Here is a 25,938-nt window from a genome sequence, read left to right on the forward strand (position 1 = left end):
ATTTTATAGATCCATTTGAATCATTTTTTAAAATGAGTGATTACTCACTTCTCAATTTCAATAAGATCGCGTATGATGAGTACATAAGTAAAAAATGAGTGATTACTCACTCTGAGAGAGGTGTAAATACTATGACAACGGACCTATCTATTCAAGTGCATGGTGTCAGCAAGCAATTTGATGCGAAGGTTGTTTTGAATGACATTACTCTAGCTGTACCGAAAGCCCATATTTTCGGATTGCTCGGCCCTTCCGGATCAGGGAAAACAACGCTTGTACGTATGATTGCTGGTATTGATGTTCCCACTTCTGGGACCGTACATGTGCTCGGGCAGCAAATGCCCCAGCTAGCGATGCTATCGAAAATTGGTTATATGGCCCAATCGGATGCGCTATATGCCGAACTAACCGCTCAGGAGAATTTGGAGTTTTTCGCTTCTTTGTATGGGTTAACAAGTACAAAGCGCAATCAGCGCATCCATGACGTCATGGAGCTTGTTGATCTAGGATCTCATTTGAAGAAGCAGATTTCCAATTATTCTGGAGGAATGAAGCGCCGCTTATCGCTCGCTATCTCTTTGCTGCATGAGCCAGGCATTCTAATTCTCGATGAACCTACGGTGGGTATTGACCCCGTCTTACGGAAATCAATATGGCAAGAGTTGACGAAACTCAGTCAGCAGGGTACAACGATTCTCGTCACCACCCACGTGATGGATGAAGCTGACAAATGTCATCAGCTTGGGATGATCCGTGATGGCAGACTCACAGCAGTAGGAACACCGGATGAGTTGAAACGAGCTACTTCCTCCGCAACGATTGAAGAAGCATTCTTATATTATGGAGGTGTCAAGCAATGAGAATTCGTGCGATTGTGATCCGTATTTTACGCCAGTTCTTTCACGATAAACGAACTTTAATGATGATGCTTGTAGCTCCAATGCTAATTCTTTTTATGATGTCATTGGTTTTTAACGGCAACACCTACGTCCCTAAACTAGGCGCTGTTAATGTGCCTGCTCCACTCATTCAAAAACTGCAGGACCTTAATGCTGAAGTAATAGCCTATACGGTAGATGAAGCTCAAACTGAGCTAGAGGCTGTACATGTAGATGCCATCATTACGATGAATGGGACAGCGCCGCAAGTGACCTTGGAAGGCAGTGACCCTAGTAAAAATAGAGCTGTGCTGTTCTTGCTGCAAAAAGCATTGCAAAGCGTCGTTCCAACTAACTCCAGCGCTAACTCAAGCTCCAATTTACAAGCGCCAACCATCACCTATTTGCATGGCTCAGCTGATATGGCAGCTTTTGATAATTTCGGTCCTGTTCTCATAGGCTTCTTCGTCTTCTTCTTCGTCTTCCTGCTCTCTGGCGTTTCCTTCTTGAGGGAACGAACCGGCGGAACCTTAGAACGGCTGCTGGCTACACCGCTTCGTCGTTGGGAAATCGTTGTCGGCTATATTCTAGGCTTCGGTATATTTACAACACTCCAAGCAACGCTCATTGCATGGTTCGCCACTAGTGTGCTGGGTCTAATGATGGTCGGCTCTTTCTGGTATGTATTGCTGATCACGGTCCTGCTCGCGCTGGCTGCATTATCACTTGGAACGCTGATATCAGCTTTTGCTAACAATGAATTCCAGATGATTCAGTTCATTCCGCTTATTATCGTACCCCAGGTGTTCTTCTCAGGCTTATTCAGCCTCGATACGATGTCGGTATACCTTCGCTGGATTGGTATCATCATGCCGCTTAAATACGGAGCAGATGCCTTACGGAATATTATGATCCGCGGTGCAGGTTGGGATCGCATTTGGTTGGACGTTCTCGTATTAGCAGCATTCACGATTGGCTTCATGATCTTGAACATAGTGGCACTCAGGAAGCACCGTAAGATATAATGTTAGGATGTCCTATGTTACAATGCCAGTTTTGCTAAATGAAGAGGTGAACACATTGCCCCAAATCGAGCCATGGTTAACTGAGCTTCTCCGTCTAAATGACGAGGAAGAGAAGATGACCGATAAACAGATAAAGATTGTTCAAGCGGCCGTAGAGATTTTCTCTGAGAAAGGGTTTGCAGGCTCCTCGACCAGTGAAATAGCCCAAAAAGCTGGCGTGGCGGAAGGTACCATTTTCCGTCACTATAAAACGAAAAAAGAACTGCTGCTCTCGATCGTTGCCCCCCTCATGACAAAGCTCATTGCACCGTTTGCAGTGAAAGACTTCACCAAGGTGTTGGAAGCTGATTATCCTGATGTGGAACAATTCTTGCGCGCTATCACGGTGAACCGATTAGAATTCGCCCGCAAAAATTTTCCTGTTATCAAAATTTTCATGCATGAAATCCCTTTCCATACGGAGCTGCGTGAACAGTTTAAGGAAACCGTTGCCGTATTAGTGCTGGAAAAAGCTTACAAAGCCATTCGACATTTTCAGGCTGAAGGTCAATTAATCGAGCTCCCAGAAGCTACGAGTATCCGACTGATTGCCTCTACGATTTTTGGCTTTCTGATTGCTCGATTTTTGTTGGTGCCGGATTCGGAATGGGATGAACCCCAAGAAATCGAGTACACGATTAACTTCATCATGCACGGCTTATCGCCTCGCAAGCCATAGCTAGCCGCTAAACACAAAAAAGCTGTACACCAGCCTCCCCTATTTGGGAAGCTGGTGTTACAGCTTTTTTTCATCTGTCAGGCGGTTTGCTGCTGCGCCCGCGTCTGACGATCTACGAGTACGAAGCGCTGCAGCAGCAGGATCGCCGCTAAACAGAGCACGCCGCCGATAATGAACGGCAGCGAATGCGCGATAGCGAATACCGCTCCTCCAAGGAGCGGGCCCGCAATGCGTCCCAGACTGTCCATAGAGGAGCTTAGGCCCGTCGCTACGCCCTGACCTACTTTCGTGCGCTGTGTAATCAGCGACGTCACACACGGGCGTATGAGGGCGTTACCTGCGCCGAAGACCGAGAGATAAATCGCAGCGGTCACTACGCTGCTCGAGTACAGCAGCAGGAAGAACCCTGCAGCTGATAGCAATAATCCAATGCCGATCACTCGTTGCTCGGCCCCCTGTTTGACCAAGCGGCGAACTACGCCGCCTTGGATTAAGGCGCCAACAATACCGCTAGCTAAAAACATCATGCCGATATCGAATGGCGTTGCGCCAATCTTGTCCATTTGGTAGTACTGAAGCGTCGCTTCCAACCCTGCCAATGTGAAAGATACGAAGAATGATAACACATAGAGGTACTTCGATGCCCCGGAGAAAGCTGTCCATCTAGATGGAGCTTTCTCCTTCACGGAGGTGCGTTTGTCTACCGTCAGCGATTCTTTCAGAATAGCAAATGCAAAAACAAAGGAAGCTAGTGCGAGTCCGGATGCTACAAAGAATGGTAGGTACGTCCCCCATCGGCTTAATATCCCGCCGATTGCTGGACCGAAGATAAAGCCTAACCCAATCGACATCCCCACCATACCCATGCCTTTTGTCCGATTCTCAGCGGTAGTAATATCAGCGACATAAGCCACAGCGCAGGCCGTTGCTGCTCCTGAGAATAATCCGCCTAGAATGCGGGATACGTACATGATCCACAGATTACCGTCAGCGAATCCAAATATCAAAAAGCTAACACTAAATCCAAGCAGACCTATTAAGATAATCGGTCTCCGTCCGATGCGATCCGATAGTCCTCCCCAAATGGGGGACATAAGAAAAGAGGCTGCGGAATAGACCGATAATAGCAGCGCGTTATGATATTCAGCGCCTGCACCTTTAACAACTTCCGGCAGTACAGGAATGATGATCCCGAAACCTACGAATATAGTCATCAACAACAGCATGATGATTCCGATCTGTTTATTCATGATGCTTATAATCCTCCAAACGAAACATTTTTCCCTTATCGTACCATACCTTTTTTGGGGATGGAAATGAACATTTGAAGAACAAGCAGCAGTACCAGAACTAGGCCGCTCATCAAGAATGGTGCATGATAGCCATACACATCCCAAAGCTTACCGGAAACGATCGGCCCAATGATCATCCCCAGTCCTTCAATCGTTAGGAAGAAGCCCCACACAGCGCCTCGTTTCTCAGGTGGAATGGCAGACGCAATGAGCGCATTCCAAGAAGGAATAATGAAGGCATAGCCCGCTCCGAGCACAGCTACCAAGACATAAAGCAGCATCATTGACTTCGCGAAGGTAAACAGCAGAAGTACGAAAGCGCTCAGCATAAATCCTGCAACCAAAAATGGACGAATGCCTAGACGATCAACCAACTTCCCCATCGGAACTAAGAAAATAACAGTTACAGCTCCACCTGCAATTAGAAACATGCTGTACTGAAAAGATGTAAGCATCAGTACCTCTTTGGCATAGAGTGTGAGAATGGGTGTCAGTATACCGAGAGCGAACGTTTGCAGAAACATCGCGGGGAATAAAAGCGGACTAACAGACATTGAGCGCCGTACTTCACTTAAATATGTTGTAACCCGTTCCCATAGTGGTGCAGCGGCACGGTTAGAAACCAGCGCCTTCTCCCCCCCGCCCTCTCCATCCGTTCTTACCACGCCATTCTTTCTTGGAAGCATGAGCGCAACAATAACGACGACCGTCATACAACCGATCAATAATCGAAATGCGGTGCTGTAGTTATTTTCTCCAACGAAAAAGTTAATCGCTACCGGTCCCAGTCCAACGCCCGAGAGCCAAGCCATATAGACAACGCTCATGATCGTGGCTTTGCCATCGTCGCCAGCCACTTCCGTCGATCCTGTAATCACACACGGCCATAATGGCGCCGTACCAAAGCCAAGCAGCGCACATCCTACGATCATCCAGATATACTGGGATGTTGTTGCAATTAGAATGACTGAAACGAATGTCATGAGTACACCAGTAAGCATGGTTGTTCGGTAACCCAATTTGTCAATAATCCAGCCAACAGGTGTACGAAGCACATTATCACCAATATATTGAGCAGCTAGCGTCCAGCCGATAATAAAAGCGGAAGCACCTAGTGTCGTTTTCATATAAACGGGTAAAATTGTTAAAAGTAAGGCTCCCTTCACAAATTCGACGACAAACATAATAATTAACAATTCGATCACAAATGGGGAAAACAAGCGATTATTCCGCCATTTTTGCATCCAAACCATAAGATTTCTCCTTATTTTGGCGTATTTTAACAAGTTGCTGTTAGTTTTACCTGAACTAGCACAAACTATTTTCGAAAAATTAGCTTGCATGAAATCTCTATTTTGATATACTCATTTTGTTTGTTGCAATGTTCGACAAGCAATCCACTATAGAAGGGAAGCGATAATCAGGTGGATCATACCCGTACCCCCCTGTTCACTGCACTGCTCACACATGCTGAGAAAAATCCAATTCAATTCCATATTCCAGGCCATAAAAAAGGAGTCGGCATGGACCCAGAGTTTCGTTCCTTTATTGGGGACAACGCGCTGTCTATCGACCTCATCAATATAGCACCGCTGGATGACCTTCATCAACCGATGGGCGTGATTGAGGAAGCTCAAAAGCTTGCTGCAGACGCCTATGGGGCGGATCACACGTTCTTCTCTGTTCAAGGGACAAGCGGTGCCATTATGACCATGATTATGACCGTCTGCTCGGAAGGCGATAAAATTATCGTTCCGCGGAATGTACATAAATCCGTCTTGGCCGCGATTATTTTCGTCGGCGCTAAGCCCGTGTTTATCCAACCTGCTCGTGATAAAAACTTAGGTATTGATCACGGAATTCCGACACGTTCTGTTCGCCGGGCACTGGAAAAGCATCCAGATGCCAAAGCTGTTCTGGTCATCAATCCAACCTACTATGGCGTATGTACCCATCTTAAAGAGATTGTTGACCTTGTACACAGCTATAACATGCCTGTCCTTGTGGATGAAGCACATGGCGTGCTCATTCATTTCCATGATAAATTGCCGATGTCCGCGATGGATGCCGGAGCCGATATGGCCGCGACCAGCGTGCATAAGCTAGGTGGTTCCATGACGCAAAGCTCCGTCCTTAACGTGAAAGGGAATCGTGTTAATCCGAAGCGCATCCAGACCATTATTTCGATGCTCACAACTACTTCAACTTCTTATATATTGTTAGCCTCATTAGATACTGCACGCAGACATTTGGCGTTAAACGGCCATGCAATGGCCGAGCGCACGATAGAACTTGCACAGTACACTAGAAAACAGATCAACGAAATCAGCAACCTCTACTGCTTTGGGGAAGAGATTTTGGGTGAAGAAGCAACTTATAACTATGATCCGACGAAAATATGCGTTCACGTGCGCAAGCTTGGCATCACTGGCTTTGAAGTTGAGAACTGGCTGCGCGATCATTACAATATTGAAGTCGAAATGAGCGACATGTACAACATCCTGTGTCTGATAACCCCAGGTGATACCCAAGAAAACGTTGACACCTTATTGGAAGCCTTACGTGAGCTCTCTCATATGAATGATGACGTTGTTGAGGTGAAAGAAGTCGTTATCAAAGTTCCTGCGATTCCACAATTAACCTTGACACCTCGGGATGCCTTCTATGGCGAAACCGAAATACTCCCATTCAAAGACGCTGCAGACCGAATTATTGCCGAATTTATTTATGTGTACCCGCCCGGTATTCCCATTTTGCTTCCAGGTGAAGTGATAACCCAAGAGCTTATTGACTACATTGTGGAGCATGTGGAAGTTGGGTTGCCTGTGAAAGGACCTGAAGACCGCAGTGTTCAAAATGTGAAGGTCATCGTAGAGACCCAAGCGATTTTCTAGTACCCTCCTTGTGCGGTGTATATATTGTAAAACCGTTTACATGATGCTATGATGTTGGTGATGTTTAGCGAATGAGGTGAACAAGAAATGGCTCAAAGCGCTTATATTAAATTCGTAACAGGATCCACAGTTGCCGCACTCACCTTAGTTGAACTAAAGGAAAGGCTGCTGCATTACCGTGATCAGCTCAGTCAGACAGCCAAGCAGCTTGGCTGGGAGTATGACGAGGCCGGATTCCCTTATACCATTGAGACGAAGCCGGAAGGCGAAGGCAAATGGTTCTACCTGAAAGGTATCAATCCTTTATACAAATATATTGTGATTGGTGTTGGGAATGAGCAGAACCAAGAGAAAGAGCAGCATTATGTGCAAGTCGTGCTGCCCGACGACGCCACGCATGGTGACAAAAGTAAGGGCAATGAATTCTGCAAATACCTTAGTAAACTGCTGAAAGCTGAACTTCATCTATTCAACGGTAGAATCATGTATTTCAATCCTAGAAAATGAATGTATGCAAACAGAAACCCCCTAACAGATTATTCTGTTAGGGGGTTCTTATGTATAGCTCTTATTCTTCGCCTTCTTGAGCTACGATCTCATTGTAAATAGTCACTACACGTTCCCACTCTTCTTCATCTTCAATGTTGACAAGGAAGGCATCGTCGTCCTCTTCTTCAACACGGAAAATAACACCATCAGCTTCAGGATCGTTACGATCGAGCAAAACAGCATAAGCCTGCTCTTGAGATTGGAAGGTGTATACCATCACCATCTCATGCTCTTCACCGTTCTCGTCCGTTACGATAAAAACATCTTCCCCTTGCTCGTGATCGTGGTCACAGTCCGGGCCGTGTACATGATCATGCTTATCATCGCTCACAGGCAGAACCTCATTTCGTCGAATAATTAGTTACCTAATTATCCTAACATTTTCATAATAAGAGGTCAAACCGCTTTCGAGTTTGCTTTTCCTACTCGGATTGAATCTGCTTCTCAGATACGACTGAGTAGTCGTTAGAACCATCTAGCTTCATAGCAAATTTAACAACATACGTACCAGCCTCATTAAAGGAAACGCCATATAACGGTACTTTCAGCCAAAACGATTCTTTGGATTCTGAGATTGATTTCACAACCGGTGTAATAACGCTCTTCCCGCTTGGTGATACAACAGAAACCTGAACAGAGTTAATACTTGACTTCAAATTATCGACTTGAGCAAAAACGATAAAGTCTGCTTCTTTCCCGCGCTCCACAACGCCAAATGGAACGATGGCGGAGTCTTTACGCACCTCAGTTGTGAAGAACATGTGCACATTGGGTTTGTATAAGTAGGCAGTCTTATTCGAGTTATCCCATTTCACTAATGCTTGAAGCGCATCACTTACTGCGCGAAGCGGCAGAACGGTTTTACCATCAACAATAAGAGGCGGAACATCTGAATCCCCGAATTCCACCGTCTCTTCATTAACGATTAAGCGGGCAATATTATTACCTTTAAAATCCCCCCAGATCGATGAAGCCACCACTGCAGCCGTACTTAGAACAAAAAACATCAGCATCAACGCTAATATCCGTTGAACTTTCATTCGCGTAACCTCCAGCTCTTGTTAGTAATCTTTGTGTCTGCATCTTTATACTCCAATGATTAAGAAGAGTTGCGATGATTTTATAATTTTGATAAAAAAGCTAGAACACGTTGTGTATAGGCTTCCGGTTGCATGTGATAGGAGCCAACATGCCCTGCTTTTTGTGTGACCCAAAGTTCAAATACATCCGGATGGCGGCTCCACATTCCTTCACTATTGGACCAAGGAATAGCCTCATCATCTCGACTATGAATAAAAAGAATCGGCCTAGGATAAATGTGATCTACCGCGGCAAGCGCATCAACAAGGTGGGGGTTGATGCCAATTAATCTAGGTAAAATAAGTAGAATTAGAGGTGTAAAAGGAAAACGCGGCAGCCTAGACCATACAGGCAAATTGTCCCTCAAGTACGGACTGAGCTGACTAAAAGCGCTATCTGTTATGACCCCTAATACAGCCCTTTCTTCGGCTGCTGCTAAGATGGATGTACTGCCGCCCATTGAAAAACCAAGCAAGCAAATTTTACTTGGTTCGTGCTCCTGAACCCAGTCGATAGCACCGAGTACATCTTGCTTTTCCAAAAAGCCAACCGTAGTTATTTCCCCCTCCGATTTCCCCGAGTTCCGAAAATCAAACATAAGCACATGATAGCCTGCTTCGACAATGGATTTAGCCAAGGCCAACGCTGGAAGCCCTTTTTCCAGACGTGTTCCCGCATAACCATACGACATAATAACGGTCATTGGCATAGCATCAGTTGGAGCATAAGGAGACTTCAAAATCCATCCATCTAATTGGACATCTCTAGATCGGCTTTGGAAGCTAATATTCTCCATGTGCAAACTATAGTCATCAGGCGAGGCATCAACCGGCTTACGCTGCGGATGTGTGAGCTGCCAACCTACATAGACCGCTATACCTATTAGAGCTAGACAGACAAGAACAAACAAAATACTACTAATCATCCAAATCATGAAGTAATCAACACCTTTTAATTAATGGTTGAAATTCCGCAACCTCCCATGCTACATTAGAAAAAGATGGTTTTTGTCGAACAATGGAGGCTGCTGAATGAGTTTGCAAATTCAAATGTTGGGAACCGGCAGTGCGTTTGCCAAAACATTTTACAATACAAGCGCATTAATCCGGTCTAATGAAATGAACATCCTAATCGACTGCGGGGCAACAACACCAAGATCGCTTCATGACATCGGTGTACAGCCTGACCAAATTGATGGTATCATCATTTCGCATATTCATGCCGATCATGTAGGCGGATTGGAAGAAATTGCCTTTCGCTTGTTATACCAATATAAGAATAAGAAAACGAAACTTTTCGTAACAGAATCACTAGCAAGAGTCCTTTGGGAAAACACGCTAAAAGGCGGCATGTATAATCCCACAGACGGCTTCAGCCGATTAGAGGATTATTTTGAAGTCATCCTTCTCGAAGAAAATGTACCTGTTACTATTCTTCCTGGGCTAACCATTGAAATTATATCCACACTTCACATACCTCATAAACTTAACTACTCACTTTTTATCAATGGCCGAACATTCTATAGTGCTGATACCCAATTTAATGAGGAACTTCTCGTTCAAGAAATTGTTAACAAAAGAAACTGTCACACCATTTTACACGATTGTCAACTAAGCGGGGACGGTTTTATACATGCTACATTGGATGAACTGCTTACCTTGCCTGATTATGTACAGGAGCGAATCTATCTGATGCATTATGACGATGATATGATGAATTTTATTGGGAAAACAGGCAGCATGACTTTCATCCATCAACATGAAGTGATTAAAATTCCAGAATAATTATTTTACGATCAAAACCTAGGGATGAATTGTCCTTAAGGTTTTTTTTTGAGAAGAAGCGTGATACTTTTCAATTTTGTTTACTATTGTTGAAGGGATTTAGTTCATAGATAGAGAACATGTCACAATGATGTGAGAAACCTCGAAAATAGGCCATTCAAAGATGAGCGACCGCGTTTAGTTACAATCAGGAGATGATATGGTGGTTATCAATTGGATTTTTTATGTCTATGCACTTGTTTTTTGTCTATACACAATTATATTGCATACTGCACTCAACATACCCTTACTTGTCGTAGGATTGGTCCTTTACATCATCAGTCTTAGGTTTCAAATGCAGCATGCGGCAATCCCTTGGCTTCGCTTGCTTTTCATTGGATTTTTACATTACATCGGACATTCGAATTTTTGTCTTCCCTTGTACATACTAACACTTTCCTTCGATATTTATAAAGAAGATAGCCGCAAAAAATCTTGGTTGTTAGCTGCATCCTATGCATTCATTTATATTTGCAATGTTTATCTCATTATTGGTTTTTCCAGTAAGAACTTGCTATGGATTCATGCTCTTAATAGTATACTTAATTTTACCGCGGTAGCCTTATTCACACGAGCAGCTTATTCTACAATTAGACAAGCAGATTCATTAAGAAATGAACGATATTTATATACGCAAAAGGATTCGCTAACAGGATTATATAATTACGAAGAGTCACATCGCAGATTGGAACAATACATACAGCAAAAGCAAAGTCTAGTCCTTATCCTTATTGATTGTACGGATCTGAAGGCAATGAATACAACTCGCGGGTTTCAAGCGGGGAATTTCATTTTGAAGCAAATGGCTGACCTCCTGCAAATCTTGTTTAAAGACTCTCTCTTTATAGCAAGGTACGGTGGTGATGAGTTCGCTGTCGTCTTGCCGCTTAATCCAGATCATGATTCAACCACTTCTTTCAAGCTAAAACTTGATTCTGATCTGCCGAAATTGACTGGCATTCAAATCACGTATGGCATTGCTAATTATCCGTTAGAGGGTTTGACGAAGGATGATCTCATTTTATTAGCCGAGCATAACTTATTTATGAAGAAGCGTGAATCCTGGTTAAAGCGCGAAGAGCATATGCTCAGATCGGAAAAACTGAGAGTCGTCGGTGAGCTTGCATCCGGGATGGCTCATGAAATTCGAAATCCGTTGACAACAGTAAAAGGATTTTTGCAAATCTCTAAGGCAAATGGATACAATATTGAAAATTGGTATGCGATGATCATGGATGAAATTGATCGGATGAGTGACTTGACTGCTGAATTCCTCCAATTCTCAAAGCCCCATCGCATTGATTTCCAAGCCGATTCTCTCCATGAGTGCATACTCAAGGTCATTGCCTTGATGGAATCAGAAGCTACTCGTTTCGGCCACGAAATTCATTATCAAGAATGGATGGATCCTATCCTCGTATGGATGGACCAAGATAAAATGATACAGTTATTGCTTAACATTATAAAAAATGCTTGCGAAGCCATGGAAGAAAACGGCATTATCCGCATGCAATTAAGCCGCGATCCGAAGAACGCGACTTTAATTATTGCAGATAACGGCCCTGGCATTCCAAGTGAACAGTTAGAGAAGATCTTCCATCCCTTCTTCACGACAAAAGCAGCCGGTACCGGACTTGGTTTATCTATTTGCTACAAAATCGTTCAAGATCACCAAGGGACCTTGGAAGTTGAGAGCGAACTAGGAAAGGGTACTCGATTTATCATAACCTTCCCATTAGTTGACGAAAATTCACAGAATGAAAAAACCGCTTTTCTTTAAAGCGGTTTTTTCATTCTTACATGTAGGATGCCAGCATCATAAAAAGGTTCATCCGAGATAACTTTATAGCCCAGTTGGCTATAAAAGCCCTCTGCTTGACATTGTGCGTCGAGGATCGCAGTTGAACAATGCTTTTCACGAGCTTGCTGCTCCATCGCAAGAATCATTTGTTTACCTAGGGATTGGCCCCTATATTCTTTCAAAACCGCCACACGCTGCAGTTTAGCCGTTTGAGGTTGATATTCATACCAACGAGCTGCCGCAACAGGCTGATCTCCATCTAACATAAGAAAATGATGGCACGCTTCAGGTGATTCATCCTTTTCATCGATCTCCTCGTGCTCAGGTACTTGCTGTTCTTCAACGAACACTTTGAACCGTACTCCAAAACAGGCTTGTAATTGATCTTTTGTTGTGACTCGAATGATTTCCATGTGAACTTCTTCCTTTCTAAGAACATTTCTTGATCTTATCCCATTCAAGAAAAGTTGTCCACATGTACTAATTTAACCTATTTCTTGTTTTCCAGCATATAACTAAAAGCACCAATGGCAATACCGAGAAGCGCTCCCCCCACGACTTCTCTTGGCAAATGACCTAATCGTTCCTTTAAGGCTTTACGTCTTCGTGCATGGTACAAACCCGGATGCTGTTTGGCCAATCTCTCGACTTGCTCATCGAGGTCATTCACTTCAACCGCAATCTCTCCAGCAGCCCGCCGGATCCCCATCGCATCATACATGACGACCGCTCCGAAAACCGAACTCACGGCAAAATCGATCGCAGAAAAGCCTCTTTTCATCGCTATATAGGTTGCAAGCGCAGATACCCCCGAGGAGTGTGAGCTTGGCATCCCTCCTGTTTGAGTCAGCTGCGACCAGTCCCACTTTCTAGTTTTCAAATAGAAAAGTGGCAATTTCATTACTTGAGCAGTACCAATACCAATCACTGCTGTTGTCAATGCTCGATTCATCACTTTCACCTCACTTCTAGCATCCATCACAGGTTTAGATTCTATTCGAAAAGTTTGATACAATAGAAATGTTGACCCTGCATGAAAAGCAAATAAAGTTTTCCAGCGGAAAACTCAGCCCATGCTTACGAAGAAAGTTTTCCTACGGAAATCTCTAAGGAGTGTTAATGAATGAATATTGCTTTTTTCCTTTTACCTAAATCCGAAGTTATCACAACGACATTGCAAGCAACGCTTCGCCAGACATTAGAACGAATGGAATATCACCGTTATACGGCTGTGCCTATTCTTTCCGATGATGGTCATTATGTAGGTACGGTTACCGAGGGAGATTTATTGTGGTTTCTTAAAAATTCAGACGGAATTGGCTTCGAAAATGCTCATCGCCATGTACTGGCCGAGGTTCCTCTGCGTGTACAAAACAAACCGGTTCATATTCATGCCGAAATGGTCGATCTTATTGATTTGGCCAAAGTGCAAAACTTCGTGCCGATAGTTGATGATTCCGATAAATTCATCGGGATCGTTCGAAGGAGTGAGATCATCGAATACTGCGCGAAGCAGCTCGAATTTAAATCCCCCTCCGCTGCAGGAGAGAGGTAGTCCAGGCAATATGAAGTAAGTAGATGACTTGTGTAATCAAATAGGCACTGCCGAGCATCAGGAATGGAAGCATACCGTACACATAGCGATCCACCGGAATAAAGACCATATGGACGCCTAAGAACAAGAGAAATGCCACCGTTAAATATTGAATCGAAGTCTTGCGAAAACTGAAAAAGAGCATTGCTATGCTACCTGCAGCAATTAAGAAAGTGTGCAATTGAGTTAGTGCATTCGCATACCACGCCGGTACGGAAAAAGGATAAGGTCCCACCCACATCGTTTTAAAAAATACGAGTAATTTTCCGATTGTCATCCATTTCATCCATAACAACGGTTCCTTTACCAAACCTTCTTTTATCCGTCTCATACCTTCAGCGAACTGATTATCTGTATCGATATGATCCCAATCAATTGTTCCTTGGAAGTAGGGGTCCGTTCCTCCAAGGAACGGATTGCCCGCTTCCCCTTTGGCGATAAAAATAAAAGAATGAAAAGTCATCCAATTCCGAATCCACCAAGGCATCATAATACAGGCAAAAGACGCTGCTGCAAGTAATCCATAGGCTGCGTCTATTTTCTTTGTTCTCACCCAAAGAAACAAATAGGGAACAACAGATAGGGGAAGTACATTCGGACGAATGAGCACGCAAATCCCAAGCAGAGTCCCCATCCATAGATGATCCCGCCATTTATTATCTTGTAAGATCCGCACCTGCATGTAGAGCAGTCCCGTAAAAACGGTCAAAAACGGAACCTCCGTCAAGATGAGTGAAGTTGACCAGACGTAGGAAGGATACACCGCGGCAAAAGTACCGGCGATTAGCCCTGTTATGGGGTTAAACAGCCTTTTTCCAATTAGAAATAGGAATAGTATCGCTCCCAGTGAAATAAAGCAGTTCATGATACGAACGACCATTAATGCCGGCTCCAGGTGTTCATGGCCTGTAAGGCTAAATACAGCCGCTAAAAGCAGCGGAAATCCGGGAGTTACGAGTGAGTTAGGCTCGGTATCGCGATAGGCGAATAGGCCTTTTTCTAGCAATTGAATCGCTGTCTTCGTATACTCTAATTGATCCCACTCTAGTGGTGGGTATTCAGCTTCAAGCACATAGTGCAGGCGTATATACAAAGCTGCAGCCATAAGAAGCAGCAAGCCAAGCCAAACTCCGCGTTTCATAAGACTCTACTCTCCTTATTAGACGAACCTATCTAGCTAACAGGAAGGCGCCTCCAACTAAGAAGAGCAGTCCTACCCATTGTGATGATGTGAACGTTTCCTTTAGTACTATCCAACCGAACAATGCACCCAGTACATACGCAATCGATTGGAGCGGATAAACACGACTTAAATCGAATCGACTAAGAGCATAGAACCATATCAACGTTGCAATGCCATAAAGTAAACATCCTATAAGAATATAAGGCTGCATCAGTACGGTTCCTAAATTTTGAATCCCTGTTAATGGCGTTCGATTGAGCGCTATTTTCCATACAATTTGACCACAAACCAACAAACATACATTTAGGAATACAAGGAGAATCGGAGCCATCGACATAGACATCATTCAGAACCCTTTCCGCGTAATTGTTCCTGCAGCAGCGCAACTTCTTGAATCAAACGGGTTAATTTGCGATGAAGCTTAGAAATAACTAGCGTCAAATGCATGATAAATACAAGTGAGAATAACAATCCCACCAGAAAAAGCAACGAAGGTGCGTAGTAGATGTGCATTTTGTGCGAAATCAGATCCAATAAGCTCGGAAACACGCTAAACAATGCCATGATAAATCCTAGTACTAGCCAGAGAATGGCGTACTGCTCCTGTAGTTTTTGCCTACGAATAAGCTCTATGGAAATGAAAATAAACACCAAACAAAAAGAGATTGCCCAAACATACACATTCACGAATCATCAACTCACATTACGGATTCTTGTCATACATACAGCTAGAGATACTTTGACCATATAGTAAAATGATTTCACAGGGGTAATGGACGATTGTCCCGCTTTCCTCGCATGCATTAAAACAGATACTTCTCTCACTCTGAATTGCTGCCGTTCCAGTAAAACTACAGCCTCTACCTCCGGATAATCCTCCGGGTAATACCTCGCAAAAAGCTCAATGATGGGACGGTTCACCGCTCTAAAGCCTGATGTAGGGTCAGTGAAGGTCTTACCAATCATCCAACTTATCATCCAGGTAAAAAAAAGAATACCTAATCTTCGATTCCAAGCTGAACGATAAGCGGTCTTCACCAGAAATCGAGAGCCGATACAGCAATCAACATGCCCCGTCAAGATTGGTTCCATAATTTGAGTCAATGCTTCTGGGTCATGTTGGCCATCTGCGTCGATTTGAATAGCGATTTCGTAGCCATTCCGTGCAGCATACATATATCCCGTCTGCATAGCGCCTCCAATGCCTAAATTAACAGGTAAATCGATGACAGCCGCATGCTGTAACGCACGTGCAACTGCTGAGGTACGATCCGAGGAACCATCATTGACGATGACAATATCCATTTCAGGCTGCTCTCGTTTTATGGAGGCTACCACGCCTGCTATCGTTTTTTCTTCGTTATAAGCCGGAATGATTGCAAGTGTCTTCATTAGGTTATTCCTTCCCTCGCTAAGATCATCATCCATCCTGAACCATTTCTATTCCCAAGCATGCCCGCTTCTCCATCTGATTAAACCAAATGGAAAGAACGCAAATGGATAGGGCCCGACTGAAAGAGACAAACTAAGTGGAAAACTTTGCTTGGAGTGGAAGGATATCCTTGGATCTCACAAGCCAGAATAAGCAGTGGCTTTTGTTTCGGAATATGCATTCGATTTTTACACAAAAAAAAGAATGGGGGTTGAATCCCATCCTTCCTTTTATCGAAGTATCAAGAAACTATTATACGATCAACACTTCTATGGGAAGTTCCAATCGAAGTGTCAACAACGCTTGTACTTTTAACTTCATCTTGTTGAGCTTGTTGAGCTTGAAGCTCTTGCCATTGTATGGGCTGAATTCCAAGCTGATTCATGACGTGATTAATATCGACTTCTCTCACGATTCCAACACCTCATCCATGGTTTGTCTCTTTCTGTTGTCTACACTTTACTTTATCGGTCATTCTGTCATCTGTAAATATGGACATATTGTCGAATCGCCTAAAAAATCAATAAACCTTTTATTAAGTTCACTTAATGAATAAAGTTAGAATTCGACAAAAAAAAGACAAAAGAGCTGCTACATACGGCCCTTTTGTCTTTTTCATAGACATTTTCAATTATTGTACTTGCCCATTCGACGATGCTCTGGATGAAACAAATTCGCTCGCCCAATCTACCATACCATTCATTAAAGTCAGTATAAGATTGACCGCATCTTTCTCTGTTAATGTACCATTGGACTGACTACTAACATATTGGGACGTTTTTAGTTCTAATTTTTCAACGAGATCCTTGATTTTCAATAAATCATTAGCCAAATCCGTTACTTGCTGACCGTTCGCGTTAACTTGACCGACCCTTTTGCTTTGATTCTGATTTGGGTCTTGACCCTGCGCCTGTTGATTTGAGTCCGAGGTTTGCTGATCACTGCTGCTATTAGTTAATTGTTGCTGCCCTTGGCTTCCTTGTATGCTTTGAGAGCTGTTAATCAACATCTTCTTTACTTGCTCTAGCTCGATGAGCACCATATCATTTTGTTTCGTTAGTTCATCCATTTGCAGCTTGAGATCCTGTGTTTTAATCATGTTGCCAGACAGCTCCTTCCATTATTTCACAGTCCCACACGCAATTCGATTGCCCGAATTCCCGGTTGGATCTGTCTTTAGATCATCTTCTTTCTCATGGATGACCAGACTTGTCCCCCCTTGTTTCAGCAAATAATTGGGCTTGTCCGGAAGCAGCACTGCAGCTTTCGTAATGGCATTGAACTTCCCATTTCCCTGTTCATCCACGACTAAATTGGGGAGATCCCCTGCATGGAAACCTTTCGGATTGTGAAAGCCATGTTCCTTCTTAAATGGATTGAAATGGGCTCCTGCCGATTCAAAGCTAGGGGCTTCGCAGATCGCTTTCTCGTGAAAGTGTATGCCATGTTTTCCTGGTGTCAGCCCGCTAACTTGGAGATCAATCTGAACGCCATCCTGAACAGGTGTTAAATGGGCAGTCCCTATGGATTGGCCGCTCGAACCGATTAGTGAAACTTGGAGCTCTGATGGTGGTGATGCGGCTTCTGTCGTTACCGTGCTCTTCACACTCTGACAAGCGGTAAGTAATAGAAGCCCCAGACTGAAGGTCATGATGGTCTTCATTGATTTCATTCAACAATATCCTCCCGGAAACTTGGCTTTTACATAATCTACCCTTAGGATGCACAACTGCATTACACTGTAACCGCAGTAAAAGAACAAATTTTTCATAACTAGCGTTCTATAGTAAAAAGCCCGCCATCTCTCGATGCGGACTTGATACATTTCATTATCTCATTATAAGATCGTCATGAGTTTCGCAATTATTTGAAGATTCTCTAGCTTCCTCTTGTAGAAATGAAACTCAACCTTCGTATGCTCGACGGCGTCTTCCATCCGCAAAACTTGCTGCTGTAAATCTTTGGTGTATGGCCACATCTCGGCTTGTCGGTGAAGCTCGTTTTTCCCTGTAACCATTCCGTCCCCAATCACTTCACATTCTTTGGCTAGAAGCTGATGCTTTGCCCAGGCCAGTTCCGATACCGCATCCACATAGATGGCTTCTGCTTGTTTAAGCAACTCCGGTACAAGTTGTAACTCCAAAATAACATCCGACCGATTCATTCGGATTCCTCCTAAGAGTTTTCATAAGAAAACTAACTTCGTAAGCATAAGCTCAGCTTAGCAAATCATGAACTTTTGCTGCTTCGCCTCATGTATATTCATAGAAAAAATAAAACATGCTTAATCGTGCCATCAGGCGAAAACAAAGCATTTTATCGTAGAATACGACTTATGTTGCTAAACGAATTCCCCAAGGAATGACAAACGGATTAAGGTTACATTAAATCTATCGTATCCTCCTCTCCCCTACTTGTTTAGCCTGCTAGAAGCAGATAAGATGATACTATACGTATCAGAGGAGGTGACGATATATGAGCCAAGAGGAAGAAGTTGTATCCCAAAATGAAGAAGAAACAGCCCCAGAGTCCACCGAAGAAGTGGTGAACGAAGAGGCTTCTGAAGAAGTTGCAGAAGCTACCCAAGAAGCTGCTGTTGCGGAAGAAAGCACGGAATCCGAAGAGGAATAATCATTCTATATATATTCCCCCCAGCCTACAGGTTGGGGGTTTATTGATGTTTGGAAGACAGTAAAAAAACTTGAAATTTTTTTTAAAATTTCATGAATAAATAATCTGAACATTCAAATAATACTGGTGTACCATAAAAAAGGAGATGATTATGAATGGCTAGAAACAACACTTTAGTCGTACAACAAGCAAAGGCAGCATTGGATCAACTGAAGTATGAAGTCGCTCAGGAAATTGGTGTCCCTCTCTCCCCTACTGGTTACAACGGTAATTTGGCAACACGAGATGCTGGCGCCATTGGTGGCAACATCACGAAGCGATTAGTGCAAATAGCTGAGCAACAACTTTCCAGCTTCAAACGCTAATCCTTTGATGTAGGAGCAAGCAAAAAAAGACTGATTCACTCGATCCTCCTTAGAGTGAAAATCAGTCTTTTATTTTTTTCTTCGAAATGATCATGTATTCCTTCAATTTCCTCACCAGTTTCAAGAAAAGCATTCTATTCAGAAAACAGTTCTAGTATGATTACTTTATCCGTTATCCAATAAGGAGTGTTAACATGACAGAACAATATGAAATATTCCGTGATCCCTATCGCATGCTTATTCTTTTGGCCACATTAGTTAGTGAACAAAAAGGCGAAAAAGCTCTCCAATTTGATAATGTACCGTATTTCGAGAATGATACTTTTCTCATCCAGAACGAAAAGTTTGTATACAAAAAAATTCCCACCGAAATCACCTGGTTTCAATTCCTAGGAAGAAACATTGCTTGCAATAAAGACTATACCCGCGAAGAATATAACAAAATGTTCGTTGATTGTCTTGCTTCTCTATACAACATCACCTAATACATACATGGAGGCTGTAAAGAGCAGCCTCTTTTTATTAGCATAAACCATAAAAAAACGCCATCTATCGGAAGCTTCCGATAGAATAGCGCTCACTTTGAACCCTTATTTCTTTTTCACTTCTTCTACAAACACGTCACTTGCGTCACGATTACTCCCAAGCTCGAGTATCGTATATTTCTTATCGCCAATCATGATGACATCTTCGACTTCTGGAAGCGGATCCCCTAAATATACGGTGCCCAAATATACATTACTGCTCTTCAAACGTAAATTCCATCGATGCTGTTGTTTCGTCATTTCCTTGTTCCTCCCAAGATCTACTGTCATCAAGTTACCATAAATCAAGCCAAGATGAAAGCCCCACTATCAAACAAGCTCCTAAGTATGGTACAGTAGAGTCAAGATTGTCCGGAAGGGTTGACCACTACCATGACAGCACAAGGTGTTTCTAAAGAAGAACTTTCTATCCTGCTCCCCAAAAATGACGAGGTATCTCACGGTTCACTGGCGGACATATCCTACATACCCAGGTCCAAAAAGAAACGAATGACGTATCCTTTTTTCCAAAAGCTGTTCCGTTATTGGCGTAAATAAGAATGATAACCATGTGTTGACAATCACATAAATCCTTGGTATATTACTAATTGTCTTCAAAAAACGACTTGTTAGCTCAGCTGGGAGAGCACTATCTTGACAGGGTAGGGGTCAGTGGTTCGAGCCCACTACAGGTCATACTAAGAAAGTCCTTACATCGTAAGGGCTTTTTTTCGTTTTTCGCCCCAGCACACAAAGGTTTATCCTTTATTTACAAAGGTAATACTATCATATGCACTACCATTAGCATGAATGGGAGATATGATCGTATATGGATGTAAAAACAAAGAATCTATTTATCAATGCACTAATCCTAGGGCTAGGTTTTATGGGTGCCATAGATGGCATCCTTTTTCACCAATTTTTGCAGTGGCACCATGTCGTTGACCACCATAATCATCGGATTGAGCTGTTCTCAGATGGTGTTTTTAATTTATTTGTAACGCTGCTGCTAGTGTTTGCCTGCGTTAAGATATTTAAAGATGCTTCGAATGATCGCCTTAGTTTCAACTGGCGAAACTTTATCGGTTCAATGATAATCGGTGCTGGTGCTTTCAATTTGCTAGAAGGTTTAATAGATCATCAACTCTTAGGTTTACATCATGTTAAACCTGCTAGTCCGAATTGGTTGCTTTATGATATTGGTTACTTAATCTCAGGGGTGATTTTAATTGTCATCGGATGCCGTTATGTGAAGTTAAAGATTGAAACTAGAAAAAAGGTACGATGAAACCGTACTATCACGACTGCTCCTCACTCTACAACTGAATCTCGCATCTGTTCAAAAGAAACTGGCGTATAATCCCAATGCTCCACACTCACATTAAAGAAATGACGTCCCTCGTATTTCTGGCTGTGAATGTGGCCGTGTACATTGACGTAGGGCATTTGTTTGTTCATATACATCGGCTCATGAGATAGGAAAAAGAAATTCTTATAAATGATCGGGTACTCACTCACTTCATCAAAGCCGACTTCAAGCCACCAGGTTCTCGACCTCCCCCGATCGTGGTTACCTAGGACGAGGATTTTGTAACCATTTAGCTCCGAAACAATGGCTTTGGTTCGTTCTTTATTTAGGAAGGAAAAATCCCCTAGATGAAATACTTTGTCTTCTTTGCTGACGACTGCGTTCCATTTGGCAATCATGGTCGCATTCATTTCGTCTACATCGGAGAAAGGGCGAGCTTCGAAATCAATAATGGATGAATGACCAAAGTGATGGTCCGAAATAAAATAAGTATTAGCCATCGAATCCCACTCCTCTTCTACTACTTAAACTCCCACTTTTCCTCCACCATAAAGACCACAGCAAGGTACATACAGGCAAAGCCCAAAGAAACGGAGCATAGCCGACATACGCTAACACGGGTACACCTACTATTGTCCCACAGACAATGGCAAGCATGTTCCACGGAATCATCGCAGCTAGAATGAGACTTGAATCAGCAACAACTCTTGCAAGTTGATTGCGAGGAAAACGCTCTTCCCAAAAAGGCAGCAAACTCCGTCCCGTCATCATTATAGGCAATGTTTGCGTGCACGAAACAAGACCAAGACCTAACCCAAACAGGGATGTTCGTACCGTTGCTGAAAGGAGTGAAGCGGATGTCTCCCCTAGCAGCTTTTGCATATAAGTCTCTAGGATACGATACTTTTCTAAAATGCCACTATAAGCACCTGCGAGTGCGATAAGAGCAATCAGCTCGATCATGTTAGAAAGCCCTTTGGTTTGCAGCGATTTAAATAAGCTGGATTGGTAGCCGAACCACATATCGTGCAGCCATTCATGCCAAGTCATTTGTTGCAAACTTATGCCAATTGCGAACGCACAAGCAATCGACAAGAGGAAGCCATTTCTTGTTTTGAACCTTAAAAGGATTGAAGTCAATAGAACAAGTACTGGCAGCAAGAGCCACAAGCTGTACCTAAATCCCAAAGCAAACTGCTGATTGTGTAAGCTGATGTCACTCTGATGCCATTCTCCACTAAAATCGCAAACTAAGAAAAATCCAAGCGCTACACCTAGCGCACCTATTGTTGTGGGTAGTAAGGCTTTAAAAAGGACCTGCATGGAAACGCCTGTGGAAGAAGCCACAAGTCTGTTCGCACTGGAAAAAGGTGAAGTCCGATCACCAACGAAAGCACCCGACACGAGTGCACCAGCCACCATAGGAAGCGGGATTTGCAGCAGCAAACCCAGACCAATTAAGGGGATACCCACAGAACTTAGCGTTCCCGTAGAGGTGCCCAGCACCATAGAGATGCAAACGGAAAGTACAAAAGAAAATGTTAGAAAAAAACTAGGATCAACTATACTAAGGCCCAAATCAATCATAAATGGGATCGTACCGCTCATTGTCCATGTAGGGATAACCACGCCCACTAGAGCAAGAATCCAAATGACCTCTTTGGTGTGTTTGACACCTTCCCACATGCTTTTCAAGATGCCCCGAAATGATGTTCCCGCTCTCCTAATGAGGGCAGCCAATGTCAAAAGCCCCAATGAAAATCCAATCACTAAAGGAATATGTAGAAAATAAGCGGCAGCAAGTCCTATAATCGTTATCGTGATTACTGCACTAAGTTGTCTAATCGTTATCATCGTTTAGGCTAACATCCCTTTAATCGTTCGTTTGGTTTCACGAATTGCTTCCTTCAGCGGCTTCGTCTCCCCTTTATATGGATGAACGGAACCAAAGGTATGGTTGCCCTCAGGAATTTTAATCCATGTAATGGCCGCATTTTGCTCAACAAGCCTCTTTGAACCTCGGAGTCCTCTCTCTCCATCTTCCGCTCCCTGGATAAGCGCGATTGGGAATTTAGCACCGCTAATCCTACCCACAATATCGAAGCGCTCTCGATTATGCTCCATATCTTCTAAGATTTCGAGATCCAGCGGCATGTTTTGCTTCGTGCGTCCGTTCATCGTGTACGTTCGCCCTGTTGCCCGCATCTCATCTTTATTTTCCTCCGTAAATAAATCGACATTCGCAATCCCGTTCCAGCTTATCACACCGGCAATATGTTCAGGATGATCAAGCGCATAGATCATGCACACAGCCGCACCCCTGCTATGGCCTAAAAGAAGAATGGGTTTCTCAGTGGCTGAGACTTCACGATTGCGAATATCATTCACAACAGCATGCAAATCTTCTAAATCTTTGGAATAAGTTTCTCGAGCAAACTTCTCAAGCTCCGTAAATTCAAGTAAGTCAGCGCCCACACCGTTGTATGAAAAATTGATCGAAATCACATCAACATCTTCGGCTAACGTCTGAGCCACATGCGGGAACATCCCCCAATCTTTGAAACCTTTATACCCGTGACAAATAATTAAAGTCCCTCTGGCCGGGTGTGATGCCGCTTCGTAAAAGTCCCCTCTTACAACACGATCTGTCTCTATACATCGTTCAAACGGTTTACCCGTGCTTGGATTCATTCGGTTTACCTTCCTTTCCAAATCGTGTTCTAAACGCTGCATACTTCTGTTATTTTATCACAAATCTAAAAAGGACAGCATAAGCAAGAAGGCTGTTCATAAATTAAAGACATTTAGTAAAAACTTGAATATGTGCTTATAAAACTGAATGAGGAGGAAGCTAACCTATGCATCCACTCCGAGCAAACAGCTTGCTCCAAAAGTTGTTTTGCACGCTGTTGTTTACAAACCTATTAACAGCTGCAATAGGTATCAACACGCAGGCTCACGGCGGTATGCCACAGCTTGAAGAAACCGCAAGTTCTGGGAAGTTCCAGCTGGTCGTTAAAGTTACACCTCATGCTGCATATCAAACTGAAGCTATATTTGTAGATAAAAAATTACAACGAGAGATAGATGATGGAGGTACAGGTGCGCCATTCGTCGCCCCCCTTCCCCCGGATACCACGCTTTCCTTTGACAAAAAAGGTGTGCAACAACGCTATGGTGTCACCCCGAATGGTGAAGTAGTAGATCTCTCGGCGGGACTCACGTTAAACATATCAAGCACCGCCCAAGAAACGCTGCGTTCGCAAGTTCAAGTTGTTAGAGCCAAGCATTATGGCGAAATCCTTCCCTGGGAGGAGGCGAGTGAAGTCCTCCCCAAATACAGTAAATTCACCATCCTTGACGTGGAGAGTGGTCTCAGTTTTGAGGGACAGCGCCGCGCCGGCTCGCATCATGCGGATGTACAGCCGCTGACCAAATCCGACTCCGCGACGCTCAAATCCATCTACGGCGGCGCCTGGAGCTGGGACCGCAAGGCGGTCCTCGTGAAACTGAACGGCCGCACGCTGGCCGGATCCATGCACGGCATGCCGCATGGAGGGGATGGTATACCGGGAAATGACTTCAACGGTCATTTCTGTATTCACTTCCTTGGGAGCGTAACCCACGGCTCCCGCTCCGTCGACCCGGCGCACCAGGTCATGGTGCACCGAGCGGCAGGCTTGCTGACGGACTACATCAGCAAGCTCTCGCCCTGGGCGCTGATCGACGTGTGGATCAGCGCGGCGAACCAGGGTGACCTGCAGCTGCTGCAGGTCACCACAGGGCAAGAACAGGCGCTGCATGTGCGAAGCATGCGCCGCCTGTCCAAGTTCCCGGAGCGGGACGTGTCCCAGCTCCTGCAGCTCGACACCGCGGTTGACGTTTCGGCTACGCCGGTACGTGCGTCAGCGGTTGTGAACAGGCGAGTGCTCTTTCGCCTCGAAAGAGCTTCGCTTAATGAGCGCTGGTATATTCGCAGCGCTGTCATTCAATAATAAAGCCCGGCATCTCGAAGCTAGTCGAGAGATGCCGGGCTTATGATCTTTATTTCACAGTAATTTTGCCCTTCATGAAATCCTTATGAGGCTCACAGAAGTACGTGTACTCACCTGGCTTAGCAAACGTAACACTTTCCGATTCACCCATCGCCAGAAGCGCTGTTTGGAAACTTCCATCATCAGCGACAGCATTGTGTTTCGCTTTATCCTTATTCGTAAAAATAACAGTGGAGCCTGCTTCAACGGTAATATCCCCTTCTTTGAATGCAAAGCCCTCTATATTCACGTAATACGTTTTCGCTACCTCTTGTCCGGATCCAGAAGTCCCTCCGCTAACGAGATTAACCGTCCGCGTTGTTTCATCATACAAGACCTTAATCCCGAACACTTCAGCCAAAAAACGAGAGTGAACAAAGGTTGAACTATTAATTAATTGAGCAGGACCGACCATGGATACTTTGGCGCCATCCACATTGGCTTCTGAGGATCCGATCATGAGCTTAACCGTTTTTGCGTCCTTCTTTACGGTTACCGTTTGTGTAGCGGCATCATAACCTACTTCTGATCCAATGCCTTCTGCAAAGGCACGGTACGGTACAAACAAAGAATTATCAATGAGGTAGGACTCATCGAGCTGCAAGGGTTTGCCATTCAAAGTGAGCTTCATATCGGATTTCACCTGCTGTTGTACGGCTGCTTTCATATTCATGTCAGCAGCCATCCTACCATGTCCAGGCTCATTTTCTTGCGCCGAAACCGATAAGATACTTGTAGTGAGCAAACCGAAACCTAGTACAACCGCGAATAACCTTTTTTTCATATTAAAAATCCTCCTTTGAATT

The 25,938-nt window shown here is 43.9% G+C and carries 33 protein-coding genes and 1 tRNA gene; 14 read left to right on the forward strand and 20 right to left on the reverse strand.

Annotated elements, in window-relative coordinates; genetic code table 11:
* The first annotated feature begins 131 nt into the window (after positions 1 to 131).
* From QFZ80_RS18670 to QFZ80_RS18680, 3 genes are read left to right on the forward strand one after another with little or no spacing between them, the layout of a single operon-like run.
* Positions 132 to 860 carry an ABC transporter ATP-binding protein gene (locus QFZ80_RS18670; RefSeq protein ID WP_307555322.1) on the forward strand — a complete coding sequence of 243 codons (729 nt, stop codon included), beginning with the start codon at positions 132 to 134 and terminating at the stop codon, positions 858 to 860.
* On the forward strand, positions 857 to 1,903 hold the full coding sequence (locus QFZ80_RS18675) for an ABC transporter permease (RefSeq protein ID WP_307555320.1): 1,047 nt from the start codon (positions 857 to 859) through the stop codon (positions 1,901 to 1,903). The genes QFZ80_RS18670 and QFZ80_RS18675 overlap by 4 nt, the downstream gene beginning before the upstream one ends.
* Before the next feature lie 22 nt (positions 1,904 to 1,925).
* Positions 1,926 to 2,621: a TetR/AcrR family transcriptional regulator gene (locus tag QFZ80_RS18680; protein WP_307560455.1), complete on the forward strand. Its 696-nt coding sequence runs from the start codon at positions 1,926 to 1,928 to the stop codon at positions 2,619 to 2,621.
* Positions 2,622 to 2,698: 77 nt separating this feature from the next.
* Here QFZ80_RS18680 and QFZ80_RS18685 read toward each other — a convergent pair whose 3' ends face one another.
* Both QFZ80_RS18685 and QFZ80_RS18690 read right to left on the reverse strand, forming a co-directional pair.
* Positions 2,699 to 3,871 carry an MFS transporter gene (locus tag QFZ80_RS18685; RefSeq protein ID WP_307555316.1) on the reverse strand — a complete coding sequence of 391 codons (1,173 nt, stop codon included), beginning with the start codon at positions 3,869 to 3,871 and terminating at the stop codon, positions 2,699 to 2,701.
* Between the two features lie 35 nt (positions 3,872 to 3,906).
* Positions 3,907 to 5,166: an MFS transporter gene (locus tag QFZ80_RS18690; protein ID WP_307560457.1), complete on the reverse strand. Its 1,260-nt coding sequence runs from the start codon at positions 5,164 to 5,166 to the stop codon at positions 3,907 to 3,909.
* A 171-nt stretch (positions 5,167 to 5,337) separates the two neighbouring features.
* On the opposite strand from QFZ80_RS18690, the gene QFZ80_RS18695 reads away from it, so the two are divergent.
* Positions 5,338 to 6,807: an aminotransferase class I/II-fold pyridoxal phosphate-dependent enzyme gene (locus QFZ80_RS18695; RefSeq protein WP_307555312.1), complete on the forward strand. Its 1,470-nt coding sequence runs from the start codon at positions 5,338 to 5,340 to the stop codon at positions 6,805 to 6,807.
* Positions 6,808 to 6,894: 87 nt separating this feature from the next.
* A complete protein-coding gene (locus QFZ80_RS18700) occupies positions 6,895 to 7,314 on the forward strand; it encodes a DUF1885 family protein (protein WP_307555309.1) in 420 nt (139 codons plus the stop codon).
* Between the two features lie 61 nt (positions 7,315 to 7,375).
* Here the strand turns inward: QFZ80_RS18700 and QFZ80_RS18705 are convergent, their stop codons facing one another.
* From QFZ80_RS18705 to QFZ80_RS18715, 3 genes are all read right to left on the reverse strand, one after another.
* Positions 7,376 to 7,687 carry a DUF1292 domain-containing protein gene (locus QFZ80_RS18705; RefSeq protein ID WP_047672482.1) on the reverse strand — a complete coding sequence of 104 codons (312 nt, stop codon included), beginning with the start codon at positions 7,685 to 7,687 and terminating at the stop codon, positions 7,376 to 7,378.
* A gap of 91 nt (positions 7,688 to 7,778) precedes the next feature.
* Complete coding sequence (locus QFZ80_RS18710; protein ID WP_307555307.1) at positions 7,779 to 8,396, reverse strand: stalk domain-containing protein; 618 nt, start codon at positions 8,394 to 8,396, stop codon at positions 7,779 to 7,781.
* Positions 8,397 to 8,476: 80 nt separating this feature from the next.
* Positions 8,477 to 9,370 (reverse strand): alpha/beta hydrolase, encoded by an 894-nt coding sequence (locus QFZ80_RS18715; protein ID WP_307560459.1) that lies wholly within the window; start codon positions 9,368 to 9,370, stop codon positions 8,477 to 8,479.
* A gap of 97 nt (positions 9,371 to 9,467) precedes the next feature.
* Between QFZ80_RS18715 and QFZ80_RS18720 the strand changes: the two genes are divergently transcribed.
* Positions 9,468 to 10,220 (forward strand): MBL fold metallo-hydrolase, encoded by a 753-nt coding sequence (locus tag QFZ80_RS18720; protein WP_307555303.1) that lies wholly within the window; start codon positions 9,468 to 9,470, stop codon positions 10,218 to 10,220.
* A gap of 199 nt (positions 10,221 to 10,419) precedes the next feature.
* Positions 10,420 to 12,039, forward strand: a complete 1,620-nt coding sequence (locus QFZ80_RS18725; RefSeq protein ID WP_307555301.1) for an ATP-binding protein — start codon at positions 10,420 to 10,422, stop codon at positions 12,037 to 12,039.
* Here QFZ80_RS18725 and QFZ80_RS18730 read toward each other — a convergent pair.
* Together QFZ80_RS18730 and QFZ80_RS18735 are read right to left on the reverse strand one after the other, a co-directional pair.
* Positions 12,036 to 12,473 carry a GNAT family N-acetyltransferase gene (locus tag QFZ80_RS18730; RefSeq protein ID WP_307555299.1) on the reverse strand — a complete coding sequence of 146 codons (438 nt, stop codon included), beginning with the start codon at positions 12,471 to 12,473 and terminating at the stop codon, positions 12,036 to 12,038. The two genes, QFZ80_RS18725 and QFZ80_RS18730, sit on opposite strands and share 4 nt — an antisense overlap.
* Before the next feature lie 77 nt (positions 12,474 to 12,550).
* Positions 12,551 to 13,012: a divergent PAP2 family protein gene (locus QFZ80_RS18735; RefSeq protein ID WP_307555297.1), complete on the reverse strand. Its 462-nt coding sequence runs from the start codon at positions 13,010 to 13,012 to the stop codon at positions 12,551 to 12,553.
* 171 nt (positions 13,013 to 13,183) lie between these two features.
* On the opposite strand from QFZ80_RS18735, the gene QFZ80_RS18740 reads away from it, so the two are divergent.
* A complete protein-coding gene (locus QFZ80_RS18740; RefSeq protein ID WP_307555296.1) occupies positions 13,184 to 13,615 on the forward strand; it encodes a CBS domain-containing protein in 432 nt (143 codons plus the stop codon).
* On the opposite strand, the gene QFZ80_RS18745 is transcribed toward QFZ80_RS18740, so the two are convergent.
* The 8 genes from QFZ80_RS18745 to QFZ80_RS18780 all read right to left on the reverse strand — a co-directional run bounded on the left by QFZ80_RS18745 (position 13,584) and on the right by QFZ80_RS18780 (position 18,433).
* Positions 13,584 to 14,795, reverse strand: a complete 1,212-nt coding sequence (locus QFZ80_RS18745) for an ArnT family glycosyltransferase (RefSeq protein ID WP_307560461.1) — start codon at positions 14,793 to 14,795, stop codon at positions 13,584 to 13,586. The genes QFZ80_RS18740 and QFZ80_RS18745 overlap by 32 nt on opposite strands.
* 28 nt (positions 14,796 to 14,823) lie before the next feature.
* On the reverse strand, positions 14,824 to 15,183 hold the full coding sequence (locus tag QFZ80_RS18750) for an EamA family transporter (protein WP_307560463.1): 360 nt from the start codon (positions 15,181 to 15,183) through the stop codon (positions 14,824 to 14,826).
* Positions 15,180 to 15,524, reverse strand: a complete 345-nt coding sequence (locus QFZ80_RS18755) for a DUF2304 domain-containing protein (protein WP_307555290.1) — start codon at positions 15,522 to 15,524, stop codon at positions 15,180 to 15,182. The genes QFZ80_RS18750 and QFZ80_RS18755 overlap by 4 nt, the downstream gene beginning before the upstream one ends.
* A gap of 6 nt (positions 15,525 to 15,530) precedes the next feature.
* Positions 15,531 to 16,229 (reverse strand): glycosyltransferase family 2 protein, encoded by a 699-nt coding sequence (locus QFZ80_RS18760; protein WP_307560465.1) that lies wholly within the window; start codon positions 16,227 to 16,229, stop codon positions 15,531 to 15,533.
* 281 nt (positions 16,230 to 16,510) lie between these two features.
* Positions 16,511 to 16,681: a hypothetical protein gene (locus QFZ80_RS18765; RefSeq protein WP_307555287.1), complete on the reverse strand. Its 171-nt coding sequence runs from the start codon at positions 16,679 to 16,681 to the stop codon at positions 16,511 to 16,513.
* 219 nt (positions 16,682 to 16,900) lie between these two features.
* Positions 16,901 to 17,368 (reverse strand): hypothetical protein, encoded by a 468-nt coding sequence (locus QFZ80_RS18770; RefSeq protein WP_307555285.1) that lies wholly within the window; start codon positions 17,366 to 17,368, stop codon positions 16,901 to 16,903.
* A 21-nt stretch (positions 17,369 to 17,389) separates the two neighbouring features.
* A complete protein-coding gene (locus QFZ80_RS18775; protein ID WP_307560467.1) occupies positions 17,390 to 17,941 on the reverse strand; it encodes a superoxide dismutase family protein in 552 nt (183 codons plus the stop codon).
* 165 nt (positions 17,942 to 18,106) lie between these two features.
* Positions 18,107 to 18,433 carry a hypothetical protein gene (locus QFZ80_RS18780; protein ID WP_047672455.1) on the reverse strand — a complete coding sequence of 109 codons (327 nt, stop codon included), beginning with the start codon at positions 18,431 to 18,433 and terminating at the stop codon, positions 18,107 to 18,109.
* 311 nt (positions 18,434 to 18,744) lie between these two features.
* Here QFZ80_RS18780 and QFZ80_RS18785 point away from each other — a divergent pair, with 311 nt between their 5' ends.
* From QFZ80_RS18785 to QFZ80_RS18795, 3 genes are all read left to right on the forward strand, one after another.
* Positions 18,745 to 18,900 carry a hypothetical protein gene (locus tag QFZ80_RS18785; protein WP_307555280.1) on the forward strand — a complete coding sequence of 52 codons (156 nt, stop codon included), beginning with the start codon at positions 18,745 to 18,747 and terminating at the stop codon, positions 18,898 to 18,900.
* A 155-nt stretch (positions 18,901 to 19,055) separates the two neighbouring features.
* A complete protein-coding gene (locus QFZ80_RS18790) occupies positions 19,056 to 19,265 on the forward strand; it encodes an alpha/beta-type small acid-soluble spore protein (RefSeq protein ID WP_029196083.1) in 210 nt (69 codons plus the stop codon).
* Between the two features lie 194 nt (positions 19,266 to 19,459).
* The gene (locus tag QFZ80_RS18795; protein ID WP_307560470.1) at positions 19,460 to 19,750 is read left to right on the forward strand and encodes a hypothetical protein; all 291 of its coding nucleotides are present in this window, start codon (positions 19,460 to 19,462) and stop codon (positions 19,748 to 19,750) included.
* 105 nt (positions 19,751 to 19,855) lie between these two features.
* Here the strand turns inward: QFZ80_RS18795 and QFZ80_RS18800 are convergent, their stop codons facing one another.
* On the reverse strand, positions 19,856 to 20,050 hold the full coding sequence (locus tag QFZ80_RS18800; protein ID WP_079420361.1) for a hypothetical protein: 195 nt from the start codon (positions 20,048 to 20,050) through the stop codon (positions 19,856 to 19,858).
* 362 nt (positions 20,051 to 20,412) lie between these two features.
* Between QFZ80_RS18800 and QFZ80_RS18805 the strand changes: the two genes are divergently transcribed.
* Positions 20,413 to 20,485: transfer RNA gene (locus QFZ80_RS18805), tRNA-Val, on the forward strand.
* Positions 20,486 to 20,618: 133 nt separating this feature from the next.
* On the forward strand, positions 20,619 to 21,077 hold the full coding sequence (locus QFZ80_RS18810) for a DUF2243 domain-containing protein (RefSeq protein WP_307555276.1): 459 nt from the start codon (positions 20,619 to 20,621) through the stop codon (positions 21,075 to 21,077).
* Positions 21,078 to 21,100: 23 nt separating this feature from the next.
* On the opposite strand, the gene QFZ80_RS18815 is transcribed toward QFZ80_RS18810, so the two are convergent.
* Genes QFZ80_RS18815 through QFZ80_RS18825 form a run of 3 tightly spaced genes read right to left on the reverse strand, consistent with a single transcriptional unit; the run spans position 21,101 to position 23,789 of the window.
* A complete protein-coding gene (locus tag QFZ80_RS18815; protein ID WP_307560472.1) occupies positions 21,101 to 21,598 on the reverse strand; it encodes a metallophosphoesterase in 498 nt (165 codons plus the stop codon).
* Positions 21,591 to 22,952: a Na+/H+ antiporter NhaC family protein gene (locus tag QFZ80_RS18820; protein ID WP_307560474.1), complete on the reverse strand. Its 1,362-nt coding sequence runs from the start codon at positions 22,950 to 22,952 to the stop codon at positions 21,591 to 21,593. The genes QFZ80_RS18815 and QFZ80_RS18820 overlap by 8 nt, the downstream gene beginning before the upstream one ends.
* Before the next feature lie 3 nt (positions 22,953 to 22,955).
* Positions 22,956 to 23,789, reverse strand: coding sequence for an alpha/beta hydrolase family protein (locus tag QFZ80_RS18825; RefSeq protein WP_307555270.1), 834 nt, complete (start codon positions 23,787 to 23,789; stop codon positions 22,956 to 22,958).
* Between the two features lie 167 nt (positions 23,790 to 23,956).
* Here QFZ80_RS18825 and QFZ80_RS18830 point away from each other — a divergent pair, with 167 nt between their 5' ends.
* Positions 23,957 to 25,093 (forward strand): hypothetical protein, encoded by a 1,137-nt coding sequence (locus tag QFZ80_RS18830; RefSeq protein WP_307560475.1) that lies wholly within the window; start codon positions 23,957 to 23,959, stop codon positions 25,091 to 25,093.
* Between the two features lie 49 nt (positions 25,094 to 25,142).
* On the opposite strand, the gene QFZ80_RS18835 is transcribed toward QFZ80_RS18830, so the two are convergent.
* Positions 25,143 to 25,916, reverse strand: coding sequence for a stalk domain-containing protein (locus QFZ80_RS18835; RefSeq protein WP_307560477.1), 774 nt, complete (start codon positions 25,914 to 25,916; stop codon positions 25,143 to 25,145).
* Positions 25,917 to 25,938 lie beyond the last annotated feature (22 nt).

The organism is Paenibacillus sp. V4I7, assembly GCF_030817275.1.
Classification (GTDB): domain Bacteria; phylum Bacillota; class Bacilli; order Paenibacillales; family NBRC-103111; genus Paenibacillus_E.